This is a genomic window from Tolypothrix tenuis PCC 7101 (genome assembly GCF_963874875.1).
Lineage (GTDB): Bacteria > Cyanobacteriota > Cyanobacteriia > Cyanobacteriales > Nostocaceae > Aulosira > Aulosira tenue.
Map to the genome: position 1 here is coordinate 2,026,398 of NZ_CAWNJS010000001.1, position 24,578 is coordinate 2,050,975.

Annotated in this window: 18 protein-coding genes; 8 read left to right on the top strand and 10 right to left on the bottom strand. The window is 39.2% G+C overall.

The features are described 5' to 3' along the window. Window positions 1-466 precede the first annotated feature (466 nt). The 5 genes from AACU25_RS08425 to AACU25_RS08445 all read right to left on the bottom strand — a co-directional run bounded on the left by AACU25_RS08425 (window position 467) and on the right by AACU25_RS08445 (window position 6,986). On the bottom strand, window positions 467-1,738 hold the full coding sequence (locus tag AACU25_RS08425) for a glycosyltransferase family 4 protein (RefSeq protein WP_096574742.1): 1,272 nt from the start codon (window positions 1,736-1,738) through the stop codon (window positions 467-469). Window positions 1,739-2,756: 1,018 nt separating this feature from the next. After that, the gene (locus AACU25_RS08430; protein ID WP_096574743.1) at window positions 2,757-3,497 is read right to left on the bottom strand and encodes an amino acid ABC transporter ATP-binding protein; all 741 of its coding nucleotides are present in this window, start codon (window positions 3,495-3,497) and stop codon (window positions 2,757-2,759) included. Between the two features lie 55 nt (window positions 3,498-3,552). Continuing rightward, window positions 3,553-4,704, bottom strand: coding sequence for an amino acid ABC transporter permease (locus tag AACU25_RS08435; protein WP_096574744.1), 1,152 nt, complete (start codon window positions 4,702-4,704; stop codon window positions 3,553-3,555). 157 nt (window positions 4,705-4,861) lie between these two features. Next, complete coding sequence (locus AACU25_RS08440) at window positions 4,862-5,785, bottom strand: amino acid ABC transporter permease (RefSeq protein ID WP_096574745.1); 924 nt, start codon at window positions 5,783-5,785, stop codon at window positions 4,862-4,864. A 124-nt stretch (window positions 5,786-5,909) separates the two neighbouring features. Continuing rightward, window positions 5,910-6,986 carry an amino acid ABC transporter substrate-binding protein gene (locus tag AACU25_RS08445; RefSeq protein WP_096574746.1) on the bottom strand — a complete coding sequence of 359 codons (1,077 nt, stop codon included), beginning with the start codon at window positions 6,984-6,986 and terminating at the stop codon, window positions 5,910-5,912. Between the two features lie 693 nt (window positions 6,987-7,679). Between AACU25_RS08445 and AACU25_RS08450 the strand changes: the two genes are divergently transcribed. Both AACU25_RS08450 and AACU25_RS08455 read left to right on the top strand, forming a co-directional pair. Beyond that, entirely contained in the window at window positions 7,680-8,237 is a 558-nt protein-coding gene (locus AACU25_RS08450; protein ID WP_096574747.1) for a hypothetical protein, read from the top strand. Window positions 8,238-8,314: 77 nt separating this feature from the next. Continuing rightward, complete coding sequence (locus AACU25_RS08455) at window positions 8,315-8,962, top strand: DUF3318 domain-containing protein (RefSeq protein WP_096574748.1); 648 nt, start codon at window positions 8,315-8,317, stop codon at window positions 8,960-8,962. A 51-nt stretch (window positions 8,963-9,013) separates the two neighbouring features. On the opposite strand, the gene AACU25_RS08460 is transcribed toward AACU25_RS08455, so the two are convergent. Then, window positions 9,014-9,811, bottom strand: a complete 798-nt coding sequence (locus AACU25_RS08460) for a 7-carboxy-7-deazaguanine synthase QueE (protein ID WP_096574749.1) — start codon at window positions 9,809-9,811, stop codon at window positions 9,014-9,016. Window positions 9,812-10,021: 210 nt separating this feature from the next. Between AACU25_RS08460 and AACU25_RS08465 the strand changes: the two genes are divergently transcribed. Continuing rightward, window positions 10,022-11,059, top strand: coding sequence for an anti-sigma factor antagonist (locus tag AACU25_RS08465; RefSeq protein ID WP_321206767.1), 1,038 nt, complete (start codon window positions 10,022-10,024; stop codon window positions 11,057-11,059). A 105-nt stretch (window positions 11,060-11,164) separates the two neighbouring features. On the opposite strand, the gene AACU25_RS08470 is transcribed toward AACU25_RS08465, so the two are convergent. Together AACU25_RS08470 and AACU25_RS08475 are read right to left on the bottom strand one after the other, a co-directional pair. Continuing rightward, entirely contained in the window at window positions 11,165-12,622 is a 1,458-nt protein-coding gene (locus tag AACU25_RS08470) for an AAA-like domain-containing protein (RefSeq protein WP_096574750.1), read from the bottom strand. 195 nt (window positions 12,623-12,817) lie between these two features. Continuing rightward, window positions 12,818-13,855 carry a choice-of-anchor K domain-containing protein gene (locus tag AACU25_RS08475; RefSeq protein ID WP_096574751.1) on the bottom strand — a complete coding sequence of 346 codons (1,038 nt, stop codon included), beginning with the start codon at window positions 13,853-13,855 and terminating at the stop codon, window positions 12,818-12,820. A gap of 751 nt (window positions 13,856-14,606) precedes the next feature. Between AACU25_RS08475 and AACU25_RS08480 the strand changes: the two genes are divergently transcribed. Next, the gene (locus AACU25_RS08480; RefSeq protein WP_096573917.1) at window positions 14,607-16,349 is read left to right on the top strand and encodes an IS1634 family transposase; all 1,743 of its coding nucleotides are present in this window, start codon (window positions 14,607-14,609) and stop codon (window positions 16,347-16,349) included. Between the two features lie 598 nt (window positions 16,350-16,947). On the opposite strand, the gene mrdA (AACU25_RS08490) is transcribed toward AACU25_RS08480, so the two are convergent. After that, window positions 16,948-18,762: a penicillin-binding protein 2 gene (gene mrdA / locus AACU25_RS08490; protein ID WP_096574752.1), complete on the bottom strand. Its 1,815-nt coding sequence runs from the start codon at window positions 18,760-18,762 to the stop codon at window positions 16,948-16,950. Between the two features lie 175 nt (window positions 18,763-18,937). Continuing rightward, the gene (mrdA, locus tag AACU25_RS08495; protein ID WP_096574753.1) at window positions 18,938-20,776 is read right to left on the bottom strand and encodes a penicillin-binding protein 2; all 1,839 of its coding nucleotides are present in this window, start codon (window positions 20,774-20,776) and stop codon (window positions 18,938-18,940) included. A 211-nt stretch (window positions 20,777-20,987) separates the two neighbouring features. Here mrdA (AACU25_RS08495) and AACU25_RS08500 point away from each other — a divergent pair, with 211 nt between their 5' ends. Genes AACU25_RS08500 through AACU25_RS08515 form a run of 4 tightly spaced genes read left to right on the top strand, consistent with a single transcriptional unit; the run spans window position 20,988 to window position 24,578 of the window. Then, window positions 20,988-22,115, top strand: a complete 1,128-nt coding sequence (locus tag AACU25_RS08500; RefSeq protein ID WP_096574754.1) for a polyamine ABC transporter ATP-binding protein — start codon at window positions 20,988-20,990, stop codon at window positions 22,113-22,115. A 35-nt stretch (window positions 22,116-22,150) separates the two neighbouring features. Beyond that, window positions 22,151-22,525: a four helix bundle protein gene (locus AACU25_RS08505; RefSeq protein ID WP_096574755.1), complete on the top strand. Its 375-nt coding sequence runs from the start codon at window positions 22,151-22,153 to the stop codon at window positions 22,523-22,525. 42 nt (window positions 22,526-22,567) lie between these two features. Further along, window positions 22,568-23,653, top strand: a complete 1,086-nt coding sequence (locus AACU25_RS08510; protein ID WP_096574756.1) for an ABC transporter substrate-binding protein — start codon at window positions 22,568-22,570, stop codon at window positions 23,651-23,653. A gap of 43 nt (window positions 23,654-23,696) precedes the next feature. Then, complete coding sequence (locus AACU25_RS08515) at window positions 23,697-24,578, top strand: ABC transporter permease (protein ID WP_096574757.1); 882 nt, start codon at window positions 23,697-23,699, stop codon at window positions 24,576-24,578.

Genomic DNA, 24,578 nt, shown 5'->3' on the forward strand with positions numbered 1-24,578 from the left:
CCAGAGCATTTTACATAGAGTTCCGCAAGAGTCAAAAAATTTACTCTACAATCCTTTTGCTGATTTTGGATGTACTAATCAAATGACTACATTCCCAGCCTTGTTGGGAAATTATGAAATTAATGATGATTTTTGGGTGATAAACAAAGTGTTGATCTAGTCAGTGCAGCTACATAGCACACACAGGAATAATTACAGAAAATAAGATACCTTCCAAGTAACCTAAGATATATTTTAGAATCTTCCTTGAGTCAGAAATTATTAGTTAAGCTCTATAATAATGCTCGTTATATTTCGGCTTTAAGTACTATGCAGAAAAAATTAAAGTATAGGCAACTAATAATCTGGTGTGTGATTTTGGTAAATAACAAATACTTTTAAATATTTTTACAAGTTAATTAAAATGTTAAAAGACCCCTGCCTGCGGATGCTAAGACAGGGGTCTATTGTATTTTTAATTTAACGATTAAACTTCTTGGTTGGAGATATTTGTGCTGGCAATGATTGCCTCTTCTGCTTTTAGCGCATAGCATAAAGCCTCATAGTTATTTAAAGCTTGCTCAAAGCTATATTGCTCAACAGCATATTGGCGACTTTTATAACCGAGATTTTTAACTTTATCTGGGTTTTGGTACAAGTCTAGAATTGCGTTGGCTAAAGCTTGAGCATCTTCTGGTGGCACCACACATCCACCACCACTTTGTCTAATAGCTCTTGCAGCTGTACCATTTTCTGGTACAGATGCAATCAATGCTCGCCCACTAGCAAGTAGTACTTGTATTTTGGAAGGCATATTGAATGATATAACATTCTTCTTTTGCACAACCAAACCAACATCCGCAGCTGCTAACATTTCTGGCAGACGTTCGCGGGGTTGAAAAGGTAGTAACAAGACATTATCAGCACCATAATCGAGACAGTCTTGTTGAAGTCTCTGCAATCCTTTAGCCTCTCCAGCAATTGTAAACACAATGTCTGGGATATGACGTAACAGAGCCGCAGCTTTCACAACTGTTTCTAAGCCTTGAGTTAGAGCAATATTACCAGAATATAAAACTACAAATTTGTCTTTGAGGTTGTGTGTTTCCCGAAACGCGTTATTTTCTCTAGGTAAGGGGCGAATAAAATTCACATCAACCCAATTGGGAATTTGCACAATTTTGTGAGATGGTACACCCTTCTTGAGCAAATTTTCCACGAAACCATCAGCGATGACGCTGATTTTAGTAGCGCTATGATATGCAAATTTCTCTAATTGTGTAAATACTTTGATTAGAAATTTGTTCTTTAGCAGCCCTACATGAATAGCTGCTTCCGGTAAGATATCTTGCAGGTTTAAAACTACAGGACAAGCACGCAACCATCCTACAAGGGCTGCTGGCAAACATACAGGCAATGAAGGCGAAGTAGAAATAATCACATCTGGCCGCCAGCCTATCATTGCAGGTAAAAAACTGGTGACTACAAAACTAGCATCTAACAATATCCGATCTAGCAAGTTTGGTTGTGGACGAATCCAAACATAACTGCGTTGAATTTGGACTCCATTTTTAGATTCTGTTGAATACAATTTACCGCGATAGCCAGGGTAAATTTGACGTTCTGGATAGTTGGGCATAGCTGTGACTACACGCACTTCATGTCCCCGCTTCACAAGTCCCTCGGCTAATTCAGTCATTAAGGGAGCAATACCAATTGGTTCTGGGTAATAGTTGTAGGAGTAAATCAAAATCCGCATAACAAATTAGTCAGAATTATCTGGCTTTGTATTGAAAAAGAATGTTTTTCCCAAGAATTTTTGATTTTACGTTTTACGTTGCACCCATAACTAAATTGTCCTTGCACAGCCTTGCTATGTCAGTGACTTTTGGTTGAAGATTAAGTAAATTTTGATATTTCATGCGTAAGCACTACGTAATTTATATAGAGGCTGGTTGCTTCTTATATGATTGTTTTGTAGGGTAAACCTACCTAAGTATAATCTCTATTTTTATTAATTAATTAACCTTTAAATAAGCATCAAAATTACTTTAATAAAAGTTATAATAAGTAGATTTTTTCCGATAAAGGCTAAAAAATAATCCTCAATTAACCCAGAATAAATATAATTAAAGACATAGTATTTACACCAGTAGTAATCATTAGAACTACTGATTCAAAAAAATAATTATTTTCAGTAAATATATTGTAAAAACTCAGATAAATTATAAAGTTATCATCACAACGACTAGTGAGATAATGTATTTAATTGCACAAGACCTCAATGTTTAGTTGCTAATGAAAAAAGCGACAAATGCCTAACAAAGAGAATAGATAGAGAATTTAGACTTGATTATTTACAACTGGATACTTAAAGCAGCTTCTTATCCAGAAAATGGATTGAATTCTCAGTATAGCGTCTTGAAAGTTAATATAATATAAATTTATTGTGGTGACTTATTGAATTTTAGTCTTGACCAATCTGTGCTATGGGTCGTAAGACCATTTCACTTGAAAAATATACAGATGGTTAAGTGAAAGGAGTAGAGGCGCAGCAGAAGTGATTTGTATAAATGTTTGAAACGCAGAGGTTAGCGCAAAGTAACGCAGAGTATTTTTCAAGCTAAACCAAGTCTACTTTGAAACCCATAGTTTTTTCACAATCGGGTTTTATTCCCAAATCTTACACACTTCCCTATTCCCTATTCCTTTTTGAAAAACTACAGATCTCATCTTGGACAAGGTTTAATGCACTAAGAATTTATGAAATGCTGTATTTAGAGAATTTGCGATAAAAATTTGCGAGTTCGTTCTTCTTGGGGTTTGTTAAAAAAGGAGTCTGGTGTAGCTGACTCAACTAGTAAACCGCTATCCATCAAAATTACTCTGTCAGCCACCTCACGAGCAAATCCTACCTCATGGGTAACTACTACCATCGTCATGCCGTCACGGGCAAGACTTCGCATCACATCCAAAACTTCCCTCACCATTTCTGGATCTAAAGCTGAAGTGGGTTCATCAAATAGCATAATCTTAGGCTGCATTGCTAACGCACGTGCGATCGCTACCCGTTGTTGCTGTCCCCCAGATAATTGTCCTGGATATTTATGTGCTTGCTCTAAAATTCCCACCCTTTCTAAGAGTTGCATTGCTAATTCTTCAGCTTTCCCTTTCGCCCACCGACGCACCCAAATTGGTGCCAAGGTGATATTTTGCAGCACTGTGAGATGGGGAAATAAATTAAACTGTTGAAAGACCATTCCCACTTCTTTGCGAATCGCATCAATATTCCGCAAATCATGGCTGAGGGTAATACCATCTATAACAATTTTGCCTTGTTGATATTCTTCTAAAGCATTAAATGTACGGATAAAAGTAGATTTACCCGAACCTGAAGGCCCCATCAATACCACTACTTCACCACGATTTACAGTCAAGCTAACACCTTGGAGGACATGAAATTGCCCATACCATTTGTGAACATTCTCAGCAATAATTATCGGTTGTTGGTCTAACATAAAATTTCACCTTTTAACTCTGATTCTCTGTCTCTGGTAGGCATTATTTTCTCTTCTAACTACTTAACTGCTTTTCTAATTTCCGAGAAGCCAGAGACATTGAGTAACAAAATACCCAGTAAATCAATCCAATAAACAAATAAACTTCTGCGTAACGTCCTATAAATTGCGGCTGCGCTAAAATTGAACGAGCTATGCCGGTAAGTTCCACTAATCCCACCAAAGATAACAGTGAAGTATCTTTAAATAAACCAATAAATTGACCAACAATTGCCGGAATTACTGCACGTAAAGCCTGTGGTAATACAATCAATATCACGACAAACAAAGAGTTGAAACCTAGCGCTTTAGCCGCTTCAATTTGCCCTCTTGATATCGCCTGGAGTCCGCCTCGCACATTTTCTGCCATGTAAGCTGCGCTGAATAATACTAATCCTGTAATGGCTCTGACTACCCTATCTAAACGCAAATCAACTGGTAGAAATAATGGCAGCATTACCTGTGCAAGGAATAAAATTCCAATCAAGGGCAATCCTCTAATAATTTCAATGTACAGGATAGAAAACCACCGGACTACAGGTAAATTGCTAGTACGTCCAAAAGCTAGTAAAACTCCAATAGGGAAAGACAGTACAATACTAACTCCTGCCATCAACAGAGTGAGTAACAAACCATTCCATAAATTTGAGGGCACAGATTGTAGCCCAAAACCACCACCGATTAACCACAAAATTATAGGAAAAGATAAAATCCAGATGAAAGATAGCCAAGGTGCTATTAATTTAGTAAATCTCTTTCCTAGCAAAAAACTTATCAATAATAAAACAGCAATTAATAGTAGATAAAGGCGGGATGTTAAATCTAAAGGAAAAATAATTAATAAAACGCCAATAATTAAACTAAAAATAGCAAGCCCAGACTTTGTTAAATTTCGTTTACTAGAAAATACTCCCCAAGTTATCGCGCCTAATGTAGAAGCGATCGCCAGTACAATCCAAACTCGCCAGTACAGAGATTGAGGGAATCTTCCTACTAAAAATAAACGTAAATTTACTGAAACTACTGCCCATTGTGCTTGGGTAGTTGCCCAAGTTAAGATTCCTTTAGCTACCCAAAATAGAAATATTAAGCAGACGATAGTTAATAAGCTGTTGTACCAAGTACTAAATAGATTTTTACGCAGCCACAATATTTGAGGGTTTGTCATTTGTTATTCTTGTTATCTTTTTATCGGAAAAAGCTAGGTTCAAAACCTCGCCCCTAGTGGGCGAAAAAATCCTTGTTTCTCAAGGCAGGTAGAAACCCCAACCCTTGTTGGTGGCTGTATTTAATTTTGAATTTTGAATTTTGAATTTTGAATTGATTCATCTTTCCTTAATTTGTACTGTGCGGTTAAAGAGATTCATGACTACGGAAATTGTCAAACTAAGGGTGAGATAGGTAAGCATAATCAGTAATATTACTTCTACTGCTCTCCCGGTTTGGTTAAAAGTTGTAGAAGCGACAAAATAAATATCGGGGTAGCCAATTGCGATCGCCAAACTGGAATTTTTGGTCAAATTGAGATATTGACTCGTTAAAGGTGGAATAATTACCCGCAAGGCTTGGGGAAATACAACTAAACGCATGACTAACCCAGGTTTTAAACCAAGCGATCGCGCTGCTTCCCATTGTCCCTTTGCTACTGATTGAATTCCACCTCGGACAATTTCGGCAATAAATGCACCTGTATAAAAAGTTAAACCTAGTAATAAGGCTGAAAACTCTGGAGACAAGGTAAACCAAGGCAATTCGATTCCATTTTGACTCAAGTAAACTAAACCCCAGAGCGAAATTTTACTTTCTACTTTGGGAAAACCCAGAAAAACGGCAAAGTACCAAAACAGCAATTGCAGCAGTAAGGGAGTATTGCGGAAGATTTCCACATAAACTAGGGCAATATTTTTTACTAGCCAGTTATCCGAAAGCCTAGCAATTCCCGCACTCACACCCACAATTGTGGTGAGAAAAATTCCTGTAACTGCTATCCGTAAGGAGTTAACTAGTCCTACCCACAAAGCACGACTGTAAGTATCAGTTGGCTTGTAAGTAATTACAGTTTCACCAATATCAAAAGATGCTTGCTGTTTGAGGAAGTCAAAACCGAACTGAATGCCTAATTGCTGTAAATTACGGTTGAGGTTGCCCCATAATATTGTGACGATTGCTACTGCTAAGAATACAGCAATCAACTGTCCCGCAATCTGCCAAAATCTGCGATCGCGCCACAAAGATTTCATATTGGTCATTTGTCATTTGTCATTGGTCATTTGGTAATTGGTAATGGGTAATTGGGGTTTATAAGAGAGAACAAGGCATAATTTTGAATTTTGAATTTTGAATTTTGAATTGATTTGTCTCCCTCATCCCTAATTACCGGAATGGTGGCGAATACAGCAATCCACCTTTTGACCAAAGTTGATTTTGACCGCGTGGGAGATTGAGTTTTGTTTTGGGGCCGAGATTGCGATCGTAAACCTCGCTATAGTTACCGACGTGCTTGATGATTCTGGCGGCGAAGTCGTTTGTTAAACCCAGTCCCTCACCCAAGTTGCCTTCTGTTCCTAAAAATCGCTTAATATCTGGATCGCTACTCGTAGCGAATTGTGCAATATTCTGGGAATTAATGCCTAACTCTTCAGCTTTGACTAAAGCATAAACTACCCATTTCACAGTATCAGCCCACTTGCTATCCCCTTTGGCAACAGCAGGTGCAAGGGGTTCTGAAGAAATCACTTCATCAAGAATCACGTTATCTTCTGGTTTGGGTAGAATGGAACGCCTTGCTACTAAAGCTGAACGATCGGCTGTGATTCCGTCACAACGTCCTTCTGCATAAGTAGCAAAAGTAACATTTACATCCTCAAATACAACTGGTTTATAAGTAATATTTCGCTTCCGCATTTGGTCGGCTAAGTTCTGTTCGGTAGTCGTACCCGTTTGCACACAGATAGCTTTGTCTTTGAGGTCTGCTAAGGATTTAATACCGCTATTTTTACGAATCATCACCGCTTGACCATCGTAAAAAACTACAGGCGCAAATTCTAAGCCAACTGAGGTTGTGCGGCTTAATGTCCATGTAGTATTACGGCTGAGAATATCTACTTCCCCAGTTTGTAAAGCTGTAAATCGTTCTTTGGAATTTAGATTACGAAATTCTACTGCGTCTGGGTTATCAAATAAAGCCGCAGCTACAGCGCGACAGACATCAACATCAATTCCGCTATATTTACCATCAGTTCCAACAAAACTAAAACCTGGAACTTCGCCACTTACACCGCAAATCAGCTGACCACGATTTTTGACAGTGTCCCAGCGATTGCGATTTACTGGAGATGTGGAATTACTACCAGGCGTGGTGGGTGTCTTTGGATCTTCTGACGGCTGATTACAAGCACTGAGGGCAAAGATTAGGGGTGCGATCGCTAAAATTAATGCTGATTTACGCATAAATCTATAAACATTTACGAAGTAAAAATGTGTTTAGTACTACAATTTCTCTGTGAAAATAGGTAGATGTCTGTAATATAAAACTTTTTGTGACTCTTTGATGAACTTGTTTTCAGTTGATTGTGATTTAATTTTTTAGCTGATTTTTACCCAAGCCAAAATAATAGATAAAAATAGTAAATTTAGCTTTATTGTGAAAATATCATTTTGTACAAAATAAACTTTTGAACATATTTTTTAATAGATATAAGTTCAATTTATTGCAAAAATTAATATTTTTTAGAGCTTTGGAAAAAATGACTAGTTTTTTTAATTCATCAAAATTAGGAACAAAGTAGATTGTCTAAATTTCCAAAATAATCAAAAATATCCATACAATAATTTTTAGCAAATACAGCCAAAAATACTTATATATAAAGCTTGGCAAGGATACGGCTATTATCAAAAACCTATTTAAATATGAGAATACAATTATTTTAGTTGTTACGAAAAGCTGCAAAGTGGGTTTGACTGCGGTAAAATTTTCAAGATGACTTTTTACTTTGATGGAGCAGTCCGACACTTATTAATCATCAAGAGATGGATTGCATACTCTGATGAAAAGAGAAGTAACCCTACCAACCTAAGCATAGGCCGCTAGCAGGTTAAACTAGATTTGGTAACAGCTGCTCCACCGTTCCTTGTGAGGCTTTTATGGGAGCTAATCTGACACAGATTGCCAAATACTTAGACAACCTTGGTTGGGAATATCGCTTTGATGACGAAGAGGATCGCATTATCACAGGTGTGGAAGCTGATCACCTAGAAGACTTCCTAATTGTTGTGCAATTAGATGAGGAGGGCAAGTTTTTTCGGGTATTTGCACCTCAAGTACTAGCAGGAGTTCAAGAGCATCCTTATAAAGGAGCTATCCTCCAGACAATGCTGGCCATTTCCTGGGAAACCAAAATGCTGCAATGGGAGTATGACCCATCTGACGGCGAAATCCGTGCCATTATTGAGTTTCCACTGGAAGACTCAATTCTTACAGAAAAACAATTTAACCGTTGTTTGAGTGGATTAATACAAATTGTTGATAGCATAGCCATGCCACGCCTCAAAGAGGTAATGACAACCGGACATGATCCTGGAAATATCGAACTTGGGGAAAGACTTTTACTAAGTATTCAAGAAGAAGCCCCGGGATTACTAGAAATCCTCGAAAAAGCAATGGAAGCTAGGAAAAAACGAGGAAGTTTTCCTCACGAGTGAGGCGAATTATCACTTAAATAGCTATACTCCAAAGTGATACCCTCACTATATACTGAATTTTTCTAGGGCTGGATTTTATGACATCCTATGCAACCTCCTCTGCCAAGGCGGAAATGAGTGAACTTCGGCGGTTGAAAAGCTTACTACCACCAGAATTGCAGAGCTGGGTCACGGTTGAAGGCACAACTGAGGTCAATCCACCCCTGGTCCGTAGCGAAGAAATTGGTAAAGACCAGGTAGAAATCCAAATTGACTTGGTGAAATGGGATAGCCTCGCGATGGATCAGCGTAATCTGCTGTTTTGGCACGAAGTCGCCCGCATTCAAAATGACACAATTCCCAAAGATGGTTGGGAAATGGCAGCACTGGCTATCGGTTTAGGTGGTGCTGTAGGTGAGTTGTGGGTACAGGATGGATTGTTACTAGTTTTAGCCTTAGCACTTTGTGGCGTATCTGGCTGGCGACTATACCAAAAAAATAACGGTGAAAAGCAACTAAAAGAATTATTAGATGCTGACGAAAAAGCGATCGCACTTGCAACTCGCTTTGGTTATAGCCTCCCCAACGCCTATAAAAGTCTAGGTAGCGCTTTAAAAACTTTAATAGACAATACTCCTAGCAAACGCCAACGCTCTAGATATGAAGCACGCCTTTCTGCTCTCAAACGCAGTGCTAATAAAGCCAAAGCTAAATCTAGACCAGTAGATGATAGTGCTGATTACTAAGTGCTGAGTGCTGAGTACTGAGTGTATTTTTTTCTCAGAACTCAGCAGAGTTTATAGCTGATTCAACATTTTATGGGTTTGAGGCACGACAAGAACGCGCTTTAACCACCGCTTCATGAATGCTTGCCAATGCAAAACCTGGTCGGGAGTAGGGGCGAGTATAGTTTTTGCTGTAGATTTTTCGGACACTGGCAAAGGTGTCACAGGTTGTAAGAACACTGGGATATCAGGACTAACAGCTGCTACCAACAAAGCTGAACGTTCTAACTCAGTTGGGTCTGTCTGTTGGGAAATAATTATCTTGACAAAAACGTTTAAATGTGAATCATAAGATAATTTCAGACATTGTGCGTGTTCTTGCCAATAGCTTTCACCGCTGACACTAGGTAATTTTAAATCCATACCTACGGAGTCAAGGTAGGGCAAAATCATTGCCAACTGTTCTGGACGATGACCTCCAGTTTCCAGATATATAGGCAGATTGGTAAGCGATCGCACTTGTGGCAGAAATAGCTCTAAAAATGGCGCATGAAGCAAGGGTTCGCCACCCGTTAAGCTAATGCTATCGTGTATAGACGGTTGGTTTTGCCGTTCCACCCATTCTAATAAAATGGGCAGTGGGATAGGGTTTGAGTGCTCTTCAAAGTCTCGTAATCCAGGGGTTCGCTCTATCTTACAAGTAGAAGGTGCATTCCAAGTATGGGCGCTATCGCAAAAGTGACAGCGTAAGTCACACAAAGCAAAGCGAATAAAAATCTGACGTGTCCCGACATTCAGTCCTTCCCCTTGAATAGCAGAAAAGACCTCAATCAGGCGTGCAGTAGGTTTAACCGTAGTTTTAGCAGTCATGGGATGATTAAAAAAAGCGATCGCGCTGCGTCGTCACAAAAGCAAGTAAGTTTTTTGGCTCTTGTTCTATTGTGAATCGTCGCTAGCAATCTCTAAGCTCACCCCAGAAGAACTTACGATTAGTCCTGATTCCTACTTAATCAAGATGAGGTTAGAGAATATCTACGTCAAAATTAATGATTGATAGCTTACATTTAGACGGCAACGACAGTGCAAAGCTTCATAACTAGCCAACCCAAAGCGGTCGATTTCCCGGTGACTTCCCTAAATGACATGGCTGTAGTCCAGGTACCAAACCGATTGAGTGTGCTTGAGGCCGTAGGCTTTAAGCAAATCTGCCAAGAGTTAACCCTGGAACATTCTCATATCAAACAAATCATTATTGACTTTCACCAAACCACGTTTATGGATAGCAGTGGTTTAGGTGCCTTAGTCAGTAATTTTAAAACTGCTCAGGAAAAGAGCATCGCCATTATATTGCGAAATGTGACACCGCAGGTAATGGCAGTTCTTAACCTCACAGGTTTGGATCAAGTTTTTGCCATTGAATCTCTCAGCAGTTTATCACCGCATAGACAAAGCCACATTGTGGAAAACCACAAGTTTTCTGCTCGCAAGGTTGAGCCGCTACCTACTACTCATCCTTCTGTGGCATCTTGGATGAAACGGTTGATCGACATTGTTGGGGCACTGGTAGGCTTGGTAATTACAGGAGTCTTGTTAATTCCCATTACAATTGCTATTCAAATTGACGATCCCGGCCCCCTTTTCTTTCAACAAACTCGCTGTGGGTGGATGGGTAAACGTTTTGGAATTTGGAAATTCCGTTCCATGTGTGTGGATGCAGAAGCCAAAAAATCCCAAGTCCAAAACCAAGCGCAAGGAGCTTTCTTTAAGAATGATAGCGATCCTAGAGTCACGCGGGTAGGGCGCTTTTTACGGCGAACTAGTCTAGATGAATTACCGCAATTCTGGAATGTTCTTAAAGGAGACATGAGTTTAGTGGGTACTAGACCTCCAACCCCTGATGAAGTAGAACGCTATGAAGTACCTGAGTGGCAGCGCTTAGATGTAAAACCAGGTATGACTGGTGAATGGCAAGTCAACGGACGGTCTAAAGTACGTAGTTTTGAGGATGTAATCCGCCTGGATTTGCAGTATCAAAAAAATTGGAGTTTACTGTATGATTTCAAGCTAATTTTCAAAACTTTAGCCATTCTATTTAATAGAAATAGTGGTGCAGTTTAGCCAATTACCTTGATTTTTAGTCTGTTGGTAATTTATAACTTCCAGAATTAATTATTACCAATGCCCAAGCTACTTATGAGCTTGGGCATTGTTTATATCAAATAGCTATCGACCAAAGTATCGTTGATATAAATCGCAACTAATCATCACCTGATTATTTCGCATATTTACCAATCCGATACTATGTAGCTTAAAAGCTTGTACTGGCTCTAACGCTATGGGTGCTTTTGCCTTTAGTACTTGCTCAAAAGCCATTGCAAGCTCTGGATGTTGTTGTAAATACCATAAGAGTTGGTGAAGATATTCGCTATAAATTCCTGTATCGGAAGCTGCGGTTTGCATCAATTCTTCCCAAGTTAAATCTTGGTGTGCTAGATGGTAAAAAGCCACACGTAGCAAATAAGGATGACCAGCTACCAGCCACATAAGTTCAGCTAAATGACCTATTGAAATATTAAGTTGATGACGCTGTGCTAAATCTTGTACTTGCTCCCAGTTAAATGAGCGTATCTGCACTGAAAAACCAACCTGAAAGGGAAATTTAGCAATACTTAATGGAATATATAATTCTGTAGATTTACTTACTATTAGTCGGAGTTTTTGCCATATTTTACTATCTTTAGCTTCCTCATGCCAAGAACGCAATAAACATAAAAAGTCTTGAGCAATTTCAGGATATTCAAAAATCTCATTGACTTCATCTAAAGCCAATACTAGAGGATTGTCTATTTGTGGCAACAAGTATTCTTGTAAATAAATTGTGCAGTTGGCTTTACTACCCAAATCTTCATCCCAATAATCATCTAGCTTATTTTTGAGCTTGAGTTTATGGGTAATATTGGCACACAGCCAACGCAATACTTTATTTAAATCAGTCAAAATTTTATTATCTGCTTGTAAAAGATTCAAGCTGACAGTTTGATAACCTATGGTAGCTGCATGAGCCAAAATCCTAACCATAAAAGAGGTTTTACCCATTTGTCTTGGTGCTTTAATTTGAATTAAAGACCCTGGATTGGTAATCTCCTGATAGCATCTATGTTCATTAGGAATTCGCTCAATGTAAAAGGCAGAATTTAAAGGGACATAGCCTTTTGGTAGTTCTAAATCTACTGTATTTTGATAATTGGCATTGATTAATTTTGTAGGCGAAGACAGTGGGTTAATATGGTTTTTAAATAAAGTATTGGCAATTGTTGGGTGATTAACATACTGTAACTGCCCAGTATAATAAGGCTCTAGTCGCTTTCTCAATCTTTCAATTAAATTTTGACTTCTACTAGAACTTTGATTTGCTCGTCGCCTTTCAATTACAGCATGAATATTAGTTTTATTAACTTTTTCCCCTAGTACTTCCGATAGCAGTTTCCATAGTTGCGGGGCTACGGTTTGCTTAATATAACTTGCAGAATATTGGAATTCTTCGGCAATCTGGTTATAAGTTTTTCTTTGCCCATCCCAAGATTCTTGCAAGACTGCTTTTTGAATATCAGTTAGAGATTTTCCTGTCTTGGCATAAATTAGTTGTTCGACGAATTGTAATCCTCCCTGGACATCTTTCATAGTGACTTAAGGTGAAGGGCAATTAGAATAATTTATGCTAATGTATCCGCAGATTTACTGGATAAAAATCGCTATTATATTATTCCCAGTTTTTAGCTAACTTAGCCAAGAAACCTCAAATAAAAAATTGCTGTTTCTTACGAGTAAGAAACAGCAGTGACAATAACAGGTTGGCAATAACTAAAATTTATTAACTTATACTTTGGCTGTTGCTTTAACTCGCTGTTTTTGATTCAGCATAGAACTAGCAGCTAAAGCACCAAAGGCGACTACGCCTAAAGCAGAACTCGACTCAGGCACTCTTTTTGGTGGAACAGCCGCAATTTTAGCGTAAAGGTAAGCTGAGTTATTCTTACCTTCTTGTGAAATTAAACTAGTGACAGGAGTGCCATTAGCAGTTGTACTAAATCCTACCAGCTGTAAAGTATAGTCTACGCCAGCAATAGTAAAAGTATTTACATTCTTTGGGGTAGAAAAGGTAATTTTATCAGAACAGCCCTGACTGTTGCTCCCATAAGCACATACGCCAGAGTTTAGCGTTTCGTCAATATTAAAGCTAAAGTTAAAGGTCTGTGATGCTACAGATAGATCGCTAAAGTCTAATTTGAGGCCAAGGTCTACTTTTGAGGTAGCTCCAGATGCGATCGCATTGTTATAGTGTGTCAGAGTACCAATTTGAAATACTTGATTGAGATCGAAGGTTAAATTACTAGTGCCTTGAAATCCTAAACCACTCTGACCATTGCCTACATCTTGTCCCCAACGTACTTGGTTTTCTGTGGCTGTTGTAGTTGCTGTATTAGTTGAGAGTAGTTTTGTAGTCGTTGTACTTTTGGAATTTTTTGTATTATTTGTGTTGTTGATAATTTGCGGTAGACTTACGACATTTGATATTACACCAGGCTGACTTGTTGTAGATGTTGTAGATGTTTTACCTGTTGTTGCATCTTTTGTATTTGTTGTAACTTTTGTAGTTTTAGTAACTGTTGTAGTGGTTGTATTAGTTGTGTATGTTAGATTTCTGATAGCTTGTGTTGTTAAGGTCGTATCTGTTTGTAGTATTGTATCTGTTGTAATATCTTGATATTTGAGATAACTTCCACCAACAGGTTTACTCCAGGTACCAGAAGAACTTGTTAGTGATAAAGCGTTAGCTGAAGAAGCAAAAAATCCTAGCGCTGTGGTAGCAGTAATCGCAACGGAGAATTTTGTCAGGAAATTTAAGGTTGCCATAGAACTAATTATTTGCAGAAAGTGAAGGTGAATAGTGGAGATGCTTGCTTACAAGATTTTCTGATTGTTATAGCTTTGTGTAATAGACCTTGTAGCAACCCAAAAATAGCTGACCCTGACTAGTAAAAATTAACTGAAAATTTGTAAACCCCAATTAGGGTTAAGAGAGCCTTTTTGCAAAAAGGTAGGGGTAAAAAGCAAGCTTGCAATGTTTAGAGAATCTTTGTATGTACCCTACCTATTGACTTAGATAAAATATCTTGTTCTTAAAGAATCATACATGTTGCTTGATTGAGACTTATCAAACTGATTTAGTTAATCCTACATTTGCGAACCAATAATTTGAATGATTGTTCTCAGTATCTCAACGGATAGATGCAAGGTAAATATATAAATGTTCGTATCTTGATAGAGCGCAATAGATAAGAGTTGTGTTTACCAAGTTTTTAATCGAGCTATTGCTAACTTTTTATAGCTCTTAAAAAAATAATTGACAAATTTTATGTGTTGTGTAACAAAAATAATTATTCATGAAATAGTAAAAATGTCAATATATATAAGTTATTATCTTTGCCCTTAGATAACATCCCTGATAACAATAACCTGAACTTCCCCCTGTGCAAATGTACTAAACAGACCTAAAAGGCTTGTATTGCTTTGGATACAGGCTTTTGTTGGAGAACGCTTGTACCCATGTAATTTAAGATTATTTTTAGATTATAGAGGGCAATAAAATCGGACAATTGTAGACATGTATATAGAACGTGTCCCTAACAGAAACTCTCCTCCTGCCGTACTACTTCGCGAGTCGTATCGTGAAGGAAATAAAGTCCGCAAACGTACCCTAGCAAACCTCTCAAAATTACCTGATTCGGCTGTAAATGGGTTGCAAGTTTTATTGAAAGGAGGAGTGGCAATTGAAAGCTTGCCATCAGCGTTTAAGATCATCCGTAGTCGTCCTCACGGTCATGTGGCAGCAGTATTGGGAAGCTTAAAAAATATTGGTTTGCATAACCTAATTAGTGAAGAAAATACCAGGGAAAGAAGATTAGTATTGGCGATGATAGTAGCGCGGATCATCGACCCACGTTCAAAGCTAGCCACAGCCAGAGGACTCAGCGATGAAACATGCTTCTCTAGCATTGGAGAAATATTGAGGCTAGAAGGCGCAGATGAAGACGAATTATATCAGGCAATGGATTGGTTGCTGGACAAACAAGAAACAATTGAAAATAACTTGGCAGCCAAGCATCTAGCCGAAGGAACATTGGTTCTTTACGATGTATCGAGTAGTTATTTCGAGGGAAAAACTTGTCCGTTAGCTCAGTACGGTTATAACCGTGATGGCAAAAGAGGTAAATTACAAATAGTATTTGGATTACTTTGTAGTCAAGAAGGCTGTCCAATAGCAATAGAAGTATTTTCCGGGAATACTGCTGACCCAAAAACATTTACTCTTCAAATCAAAAAACTTAGAGATAGATTTGGTATCAAACAGGTAATTTGGGTTGGGGATAGAGGAATAATTACTTCGACAAGTATTAAAGAAGATTTGAAAACAGCAGGTTCAGTAGACTGGATAAGTGCTTTGCGTTCGACTCAAATCCGTTCTCTGGTTGAGCAAGACAGTATTCAACTATCTTTATTTGATGAACACAATCTCGCTGAAATATCATCTGATGATTATCCAGGAGAAAGGCTGATTGCTTGCCGTAATCCTATCCTGGCAGCAGATAGAGCCAAAACTAGAGAAGAACTATTGCAAGCAACACAAAAAGAATTAGACAAAATTGTGGTGGCGACAACTAGAGAAAAACGTCGTTTAAAAGGGGAATCGAATATTGGCTTGAAAGTTGGACAAGTTCTCAATCGTTACAAGGTAGGGAAGCATTTTAGCGTAGATATTCAAGCGGATAGTTTTAGCTATGAACGTAATGCACAAAGTATTGAACGCGAAGCTGCACTTGATGGGTTATATGTGATTCGTACTTCTGTAAAACCCGAAGTTTTAGGAGCCAAAGAAACTGTTAAGACTTATAAGAGCCTTTCACAAGTTGAACAAGCTTTTCGCAGTTTTAAGACCGTTGATTTAAAAATACGTCCTATTTATCATCATACAAGTCAAAGAGTTAAAGCACATGTGTTTTTATGTATGTTAGCTTATTATGTCGAATGGCATATGCGAGAAGTTTTATCTCCAATTCTTTTTGATGAAGATGATTGGGAATCCGCTGAACTCAAACAAATATCTGTTGTTTGTGCTGCTCAAAGTGATAAAACTTTAGCTAAAGCTCAAACCAAACGTACTGAAGATAATTTGCCAGTTCATAGTTTCCAAACTTTATTAGCTGATTTAGGCACTATTGTTAAAAATCAAATCCAATCTACTCTTCAGGGAGCTAGTGACATCATTTTTGACAAGATTACTGAACCGACTCAATTACAACAAAAAGCTTTAGATTTGCTTGGCGTTTCCTTGATTTGTACCCAGTAAACCCGCAACTAAATTCTTGAAATCCCTTGCTATGCATTGCATACAACTTTTGTCAAAGGGGGAAGTTCAGAATAACAACACGCTAGCTTGCGATCAGGCTCCGGGAATGTGTTTACGCACTGAGAAATGAAAAGGGTGCGATCGCCTGAATAATTCTTTAGGAAACCTACTTCTGTTCGCAGTAGGGAGTTAGTTAAACTTATATATCTTCAGCCAGCATTGATTCTTTAACTGCGGGCAATAACTCATCTTCTGTACATTTATATTAATCTTGTAGGCGTTTCTAGAAGGCCTTGATTTATCCATCAGAGAGTAGTGTTGTCCATCTTGTCAGTCTCTCAATGGCAGGGATGAGAATGCATTTAAGGTGATTGAAATGCTTGGAGCTTCAACCATTGGGTGAGGTGATGTAACTAAGACTTTGTCTGCTGTTGCTGTTTTAGCCTAGAATTTCCGCAATTAAAGAATGGGGAGTCTGTTAAAGACATAAACCATCATCACATATCTTAACGACTGTAGCTATTTGGTATTTGGGGTTTGGTGTTGGGTGTTTTTCCCAATTACCAATTACCAATTACCAATTACCCAATCCCCAAACTCACTGTTTAGCTACTTTCTGATACTTCCCCGGATACTTCCGATGGAAATATTCTTCCATAATTTCTACAATCATCGGGGCGGCAACACTACCACCACCGCCGCCGGAATGTTCAGCAAAGGCTACTATTAATAACTCTGGCTTATCAGCTGGGGCGTAAGCACCAAACCAAGCGTGATTTTGTTTAACACCACGTTTCCAGGCTTCGGCTGTACCACTTTTACCCGCTACGGGGGGAAGTGTTGGTTTATTTAAAGCTTTACCCGTACCTTCAGATACCACTTTCCGCAAACCATCGCGGAGAACTTTAATAGTTTCTGGCTTCATATTTAACGATGAACGCCAGGTTTTTGCTTCTTCATTGTCCTTGAGTAAATGAGGTTGGACGCGATCGCCACCATTAGCCGGTACAGCAAACATCACCGCCACTTGCAGAGGTGTGGTTTGTAAAGCACCTTGACCAATTGACATATTGATGCTATCGCCTACAGTCCAAGGCATTTTCCAGGCTTTCTGCTTCCATGTCTCATCGGGAACTAAGCCTTTTGCTTCTTCGGAACTAAATTCAAAGCCCGTTTTTTCGCCAAATCCATATTTACGAGTCCACTCAATCAAAGTCGGGCCGCCTACTGCTCTCCCGATTTGATAAAAGAAAGTATCACTACTCCACTGCATTGCACCGACAAAACCTAAAGGCCCAAATCCGGCGTGGTTCCATTCACCAAATGTAGTACCACCAATATTTAAGGAACCATAGGTTTGCAGCACAGTATTGGGAGAAAATTTACCTGATTCCAATCCCGCAGTCGTGGTCACAATTTTAAAAGTACTGGCAGGTGGAAAAGCACTGAGGGCGCGATTGACTAAGGGATGTTCTGCGCCTTGAACTGTTTCCCAGTCTTTTTGGGAGACTTTTTGTTTAGAAAAAATATTGGGATCAAAAGTAGGGTGAGACACCATTGCTAAAACAGCACCATTTCTAGGGTCAAGCGCCACGACCGCACCATTGCGATTACCCAAAGCTTTTTCTGCTGTTTTTTGCATCTCTAAATCTATAGTTAGGTGCAAATCTTTACCAGCTTTAGCTTGTTTTTCTCCCAAAACCCGCAACGGCCGACCTCTACCATCTACTTCTATTTGTTGTCCTCCCCATTCCCCTCTAAGTATCTTCTCATAAGCTTTTTCGATTCCCATTTGCCCAATTACATCGCCTAATTGATAGCCCTGTTGTTTCTTTTCTTTTAACTGTTCGGCTGTCAATTCGCGAGTATAGCCCAGCACATGAGCTACATCCTTACCCTCGGGGTAATAACGTACCGCATCCAGATGTATTTCTACCTCTGACAGTTCATTCTGATACTCTTTCAATGCGGTAATTTCTGCTTCACTTAAATCACGGGCAATTCTGATCAGCGAGGAAGAGTTTCTACCCGCATCTTGTAGTTGTTTTTCCAGATCTGCTACAGGAATTTCCAAAATTTGAGATAGACGTGCACCCACAACTGGCCAGGAAGGTTTGGTGTGAGCCATCGGCCACAAATATACAGAACGAGAATAGCGAGTACTAGCTAAAAGTTTGCCATTCCGGTCAAAAATATTCCCTCGTTCCGGTTGTTTAGGAATCATGCGAACGCGGTTTGATTCAGCTCGCTTGCGATGACTTGCCCCTTCGACTATTTGCAAGTACGCCAAACGCACACCTATACCACTTGTCAAGAGGAGCGTCAAGATAATTAGAAATGTGGGTTGAAAGTTTTGACCGACTGTACGTGTATTTTTGCCATTTCCCAGTGGACTTGGTTGCAATAATGCCATAAGACGAATGTGTACTGCAAACTTAATATTTATTATCTATACAATTATGCTGCTTTAAAGTTCAGTATTTTATAAGATTTCAGGTAAGGGGTAATGGGTAATGGGTAATTGGTAATGGGTAATTGATATTTTTTATTTCTCCCTCATCCCTCCAATGCCCAATGCCCAAATTCATTTAATCTCCAGTGCTACCGCTATTCTGATTGCCTTCAGACACTGGTTTTTGATATTTGCCAGGATATTTATGCTGAAAATAAGCTTCTAGCACTTGTAACGCCATAGGGCCGCAAACAGTACCACCATGATCTCCAGAGTTTTCACCAAAGGCTACCACCACAATTTCTGGCTTATCGCTGGGTGCATAGGCTCCAAACCAAGTGTGATTTGGGCGACCTACACCTGCTTCGGCTGTACCACTTTTTCCCGATGCGGGGGCAATGGTGGGCACGTCTAAGCGCTTACCTGTACCTTCACTTACTACCTTCCGCAAGCCGTCACGAAGCACTTTAATAGTGCTGGGTTTCATATTTAATGACACTCGCCAGTTTTTGGCTTCCTCGTGGTCTTTGAGCAAATGCGGCTTCACGCGGTATCCGCCATTAGCGGGGACAGAAAACATAATTGCTGATTGTAGCGGTGTCACCTGCAAAGCACCCTGACCAATTGACATATTGATTGTGTCACCCACAGTCCAGGGCATTTTAAAGACTTTCTGCTTCCAGGTTTCATCGGGTACTAAACCTTTGGATTCTTCATTGGGGAATTCAATTCCAGTTTTTTGACCAAAGCCATATTTGCGACTCCATGCGATTAAATCCGGGCCGCCCACTCTTCTACCAACTTGATAAAAGAAGGTATCACTACTCATAGCCAGAGCGCGAGGAAATCCCAAGGGGCCAAACCCGGCGTGGTTCCACTCCCCAAAGGTTACTCCTCCCACAGTTAAGGAACCAAATGTTTGTAAGACGGTATCAGGTGAAAATTTACCTGTTTCTAAACCAGCTGAGGCGGTAATAATTTTGAAAGTACTGGCTGGCGGAAAAGCACTCAAAGCACGATTCACTAAGGGATGGTCTTTACCTTGGACACTTTCCCAATCTTTTTGAGACAGTTTTTGTTTAGAAAAAATATTGGGGTCAAAGGTGGGATGAGAAGCCATTGCTAAGACCGCACCATTATTAGGGTCAATGGCGACAACAGCACCTTGATATTTCCCTAAAGCTTGGTCTGCGGCTTTTTGCAAATTTATATCTATGGTCAAATGTAAATCGTTACCCGCCTTCGCTTGTTTTTCTCCTAAAACCCGAATCGGACGACCAGCGCCATCTACTTCTACCTGCTGACCACCCCATTCACCTCGGAGAATGTTTTCGTAGGCTTTTTCAACCCCCATTTGCCCAATTACATCTCCCAAACGATAGCCTTCCTGCTTCCTCTTTTCTAGCTGTTCAGGAGTTAATTCTCTGGTATAACCCAGTACATGAGCTAATGCTAGCCCCTCTGGGTAATAACGCACGGCTTCTGTATTAATCTCTACACCAGGGAGTTCGTTAGCATACTCTTTCAAAGCCGTAATTTCTGCTTCGCTAATATCACGAGCAATACGGACGAGTGAGGAAGAATTAGCACCTGCCAGTTTGAGCTTCTTTTCCATGTCATCCTGGCTAATGTTGAGAATTTTTTCCAATCTTGGCGCGACAATCGACCATGAAGGCTTGGTATGAGCCATCGGCCACAAATATACAGAATGGGGATAGCGCGTACTAGCCAATAGCTTGCCATTCCGGTCGAAAATATTCCCCCGTTCCGGTTGTTTAGGAATCATGCGAATGCGGTTAGATTCTGCTCGCTGTCGGAGTTTTGGCCCTTCGACAATTTGCAAATATGCTAACCGCGCATCAATCACAGCCGTCATGATCAGCGTAAATATAATTAAAAATACTGATTGAAAACCACGACCAACTGTCCGTGTATCTTTTTTGCTACCTGGTAGAGCCGATGGGATAAAATCCATAAGAAAAAATAAAGATTAAGAAATTAGTATTACTTGTATACACAACCCTAAAGCCTGCGACTCAGTATAAAACGCCAATTAGTTAGGAAATTATCTTCCAGAACAATTGTTTTTCACGGATACAATTAAACCAAAGTGCCAGGGGTAGTTTGGTTAAAAAACTACATTATTGGGCACAATCACGTAAGATCATGGCATTTTACTAAGGATTATGGCTCAAACTGTGACGCAGAATCAGAGGGAAATGATGGCTTTGCAGCCGCTTGATGTTGAGCTGCGTAATGTGTTCAAGTTTTTTCACCAGGAACCAGCAGTCAATGGCGTAGATTTGGAAGTCAGACAAGGAGAATTTTTTAGTATCCTTGGGCCTTCTGGTTGTGGAAAAACAACTATATTACGTTTGATTGCTGGGTTTGAAACGGCGGATGCCGGTAAGGTACTGATTCAGGGACAGCCTATGACTAATGTCCCGCCTTACCGCCGACCTGTCAATACGGTATTTCAAAGTTATGCATTGTTCAATCACCTGAATGTGTGGGATAACATTGCCTTTGGACTGCGATTGAAAAAACTCCGCAAGTCAGACATCGATCATCGAGTCAAAGAAGCTTTAAAACTAGTGAAAATGGAAAGTTTGCGATCGCGCTTTCCTAATCAACTTTCTGGTGGTCAACAGCAAAGAGTAGCTTTAGCCAGGGCTTTAGTCAACCGTCCATCTGTGGTGTTGCTAGATGAACCCTTAGGCGCATTAGATTTAAAGCTGCGTAAGGAAATGCAGGTTGAGTTATTAAATTTACACCAAGAACTGCAATTGACCTTTATTATGGTCACCCACGACCAAGAGGAAGCGCTTTCGTTGAGCGATCGCATTGCGGTGATCAATCAAGGGAAAATCGAGCAAGTTGGTACTCCCAGCCAAATTTACGAATTTCCTCGCACTACTTTTGTGGCTGATTTCATTGGTGATACTAATTTATTTAGTGGTGAAATTGCGGCTTTTGATGCTACTAATGTCCAAATTGAAACGAAAACTGGACTAACAATTGTTGTGGCTCGCCATGAAGAAACGCCAACTGAAATATCACAAACAGTAGTCGTGTGTGTGCGTCCTGAAAAAATTCAGTTATCGCTTTACCCACCAAATTTGCCGCATAACTGCTTTGAAGGACGACTAATTAACGTCATGTATTTAGGTACTCACGTTAATTATGTTGTGGAATTAATTAATGGTATTAGTATCAATGTTCTACAACCTAATACCTTTGGTAACTTACCCGATCCCAATACACCTATATATGCTTGGTGGGAAGAAAGTGATTGTTTGGCTATTAGGGAATAGTCAAGGGTCAAGAGTCAAAGGTCAAAATTTATGAAATGTCTAGTAAATATTTTCAAGAATTGAGGGTTTATAAATTAGCAGAAAAATTAGCTGATGAAATTTGGAGGATAGTTGATGAATGGGATATGTTTGCTAAAAATACAATAGGGACACAAATGGTAAGGTCAGCAGATAGTCTTGGTGCCAATATTGCAGAAGGTGTAGGCAGAGGAAGTTACCAAGACAATCGAAGATTTGTCAGAATGGCGAGAGGTTCTTTAAATGAGACTCAACATTGGCTAAGGCGAGCATATAGACGGAAATTGTTAACAGTTGAACAGATAGATCTACTCAAATCGATACTGGATGAACTTCGCCCTCAATTGAATTCATACCTCAAATCTATAGGTAACATAACAGAAAAATCATGAATTACTTTTGACCCTTGACCCTTGACTCTTGACTCTTGACAAATGAAAAACAGACGCAAATTTATCCAATCAATAGCAGCATTTTCTAGCTTATCTTTAACTGGATGTGGCTGGCGGTTAGCTGATGTCCGCGCTAATGCGAAAACTTCTGGTCAACGCGACCAATTATATCTTTATACTTGGACGCAATATACTGATAGCCAATTACTAAAAACTTTTAGTGCCCAAACTGGCATGAAAGTACTAGCTGACTTTTATGATTCTAATGATGTCATGCTAGCTAAATTGCAAGCTGGCGGTGGCGGCGCTTACAGTATTATCTATCCATCTGATTATATGGTACAAAAGATGGTAGAAAAAGGCTTATTAATAGAAGTAAACCATCAACACTTAATTGGCTTAGAAAATTTATTCCCGCGTTTTCAAAATCCTAGCTATGACCAAAATAATCGCTACAGTATTCCTTTTAATTGGGGTACAACTGGCTTAGTTTATAATTCTGAAATCATTAAAGATGAACCACAAGATTGGGATTATCTTTGGCAACATCAAGATAAATTGCAAAAACGCATGACCTTGCTAAATGATGTGCGTGAGGTGATGGGTGCAGTTTTGCGGATGCTAGGCTATTCCTACAATTCTAAAGATGAAAATCAAATTAAACAAGCTTATGAAAAATTGAAAGTACTCAAACCTGCAATTACTGCTTTTGATACTGAAGCTTGGCAAAATCAAATTCTAGCAGGAGATTTGGTATTAGCAATGTGTTACTCAGCAGATGCACTGCGAGTCACTAAAGAAAACCCCAAGTTGAAATATGTAATTCCTCGCAGTGGTTCTTCGTTATGGACTGATACAATTGTAATTCCTAAAGTTGCACCCAATCCAGATGGTGCCTATGCTTGGATTAATTTTATTTTACAGCCAGAGGTAGCTGCCCAAATGAGCCAACATCTGAATATTTCTACTCCTAATAGTGCCGGATTTGAGCAACTACCTGCAAAACAACAGCAAAATACTACTTTATTCCCTCCAGAGTCGATTTTAGAAAAATGCGAACGCATTACGCCTTTAGGAGACTTTGAAGAAGTTTATGAGCGTTACTGGACTCAGTTAACTAGTAGTTAAAATTTTGTAATTTTTACTTGCATTATCTATTGTGTCTAATCAAATGCTGTCTGAGCAAAAAAAGCTAAAAGTGCATCATCTAAATTTTAGTTGGCTCCAACCTTTAATATTGTTGGCACCATCTGGTATTTGGTTAATCCTGTTATTGGTATTACCCACATTAATAATTTTAGAGTTGAGTTTAGTACCGAATATCCGACCGGGAGATTTAGTCAATCCTAGCGGCTTACAAAACTATTTAAGAATCCTCGATCCGCTTTATTTACATGTAATTATCCGTTCCATAATTTTGGCAGGTAGTACAACAATTATTTGTTTAATATTCAGCTTGCCAGTAGCCTATTGGATTGCTCAACTTGCACCAAAACGCTGGCGTAATCTCTTATTATTAACCTTTATTTTACCTTTGTGGACTTCTTCTTTACTCCGTTCCTACGCTTGGATTACAATTCTGCGTCCTACGGGTTTATTAAATAGTTTATTAAAAATATTTCATTTGCCTGCTTTAGAGATACTTAACCAAATTCCTGCTGTATTGGTAGGCATGAGTTATAGCTTATTGCCTTATATGGTGTTAATTTTATATGCTTCTTTAGAAAAATTAGATATCCGCTTATTAGAAGCAGCCGCCGATTTAGGAGCAAATCCTAGACAGGTATTTTGGAAAGTTACAGTACCTCAAATTTTGCCTGGGATTACAGCTGGTTCAATGTTAGTTTTTATTACCGGATTAGGAGATTTTATTAACCCAGAATTACTAGGTGGTGCTTCTAGTATGACAGCAGCAAGATTAGTTTATAACCAGTTTCTCGGTGCTACCCAAAATTGGGGCTTTGGTTCTGCTTTGAGTATGACATTAATTTTGCTGGTAAGTATTGCGATCGCACTTTTAATTAAGTTTGGCGAACCGACACCCCAGCGATAA